This is a genomic window from Vibrio sp. Vb0888 (assembly GCF_033338835.1).
Lineage (GTDB): Bacteria > Pseudomonadota > Gammaproteobacteria > Enterobacterales > Vibrionaceae > Vibrio > Vibrio alginolyticus.
Window position 1 is genome coordinate 1 of the sequence record NZ_JAWOTL010000045.1, and the last position, 1563, is coordinate 1563.

Annotated in this window: 1 rRNA gene (only partly in view); it reads left to right on the top strand. The window is 50.4% G+C overall.

The window, feature by feature from the left end:
* The first annotated feature begins 96 nt into the window (after positions 1–96).
* Positions 97–1563, top strand: a 23S ribosomal RNA gene (locus R7P72_RS23545) (it continues 1465 nt past the right edge of the window).

A 1563-nucleotide genomic window follows, 5' to 3' on the forward strand; every position in this document is an offset into this window, starting at 1 on the left:
TTGAGTCCGGCAAAATCGAATGTCTCTCGCTCATTCAAATAATGAGAGACAACTTTGGTGATTTGAACATCAACTCGAAACTCCTTCGGGTTGTATGGTTAAGTGACTAAGCGTACACGGTGGATGCCTTGGCAGTCAGAGGCGATGAAGGACGTATTAACTTGCGATAAGCCCAGATTAGGTAGTAAAAACCATTTGAGTCTGGGATTTCCGAATGGGGAAACCCAATACCATAAGGTATTACTGTTGAGTGAATACATAGCTCAACAGGGCGAACCGGGGGAACTGAAACATCTAAGTACCCCGAGGAAAAGAAATCAACCGAGATTCCGAAAGTAGCGGCGAGCGAAATTGGACTAGCCCTTAAGCTTTACACGCGTTAGACGAACAGCCTGGAAAGGCCGACGATACAGGGTGATAGTCCCGTAGTTGACGACGTGTGTTCAGTGAAATCGAGTAGGGCGGGACACGTGATATCCTGTCTGAATATGGGGGGACCATCCTCCAAGGCTAAATACTACTGACTGACCGATAGTGAACCAGTACCGTGAGGGAAAGGCGAAAAGAACCCCTGTGAGGGGAGTGAAATAGAACCTGAAACCGTGTACGTACAAGCAGTAGGAGCAGGCTTGTCCTGTGACTGCGTACCTTTTGTATAATGGGTCAGCGACTTATATTCAGTGGCAAGGTTAACCATCTAGGGGAGCCGTAGGGAAACCGAGTCTTAACTGGGCGTTCAGTCTCTGGATATAGACCCGAAACCAGGTGATCTAGCCATGGGCAGGTTGAAGGTTGAGTAACATCAACTGGAGGACCGAACCGACTAATGTTGAAAAATTAGCGGATGACTTGTGGCTAGGGGTGAAAGGCCAATCAAACCTGGAGATAGCTGGTTCTCCCCGAAAGCTATTTAGGTAGCGCCTCGGACGAATACTACTGGGGGTAGAGCACTGTTAAGGCTAGGGGGTCATCCCGACTTACCAACCCTTTGCAAACTCCGAATACCAGTAAGTACTATCCGGGAGACACACGGCGGGTGCTAACGTCCGTCGTGGAGAGGGAAACAACCCAGACCGCCAGCTAAGGTCCCAAATTACTACTAAGTGGGAAACGATGTGGGAAGGCTCAGACAGCCAGGATGTTGGCTTAGAAGCAGCCATCATTTAAAGAAAGCGTAATAGCTCACTGGTCGAGTCGGCCTGCGCGGAAGATGTAACGGGGCTAAGTAGTAAACCGAAGCTGCGGCAATGCACTTTAGTGCATTGGGTAGGGGAGCGTTCTGTAAGCGGTTGAAGGTGTGTGGTAACGCATGCTGGACGTATCAGAAGTGCGAATGCTGACATGAGTAACGATAAAGGGGGTGAAAAACCTCCTCGCCGGAAGACCAAGGGTTCCTGTCCAACGTTAATCGGGGCAGGGTAAGTCGACCCCTAAGGCGAGGCCGAAAGGCGTAGTCGATGGGAAACGGGTTAATATTCCCGTACTTCTTACAATTGCGATGGGGGGACGGAGAAGGCTAGGTGGGCCTGGCGACGGTTGTCCAGGTTCAAGTGCGTAGGCTGA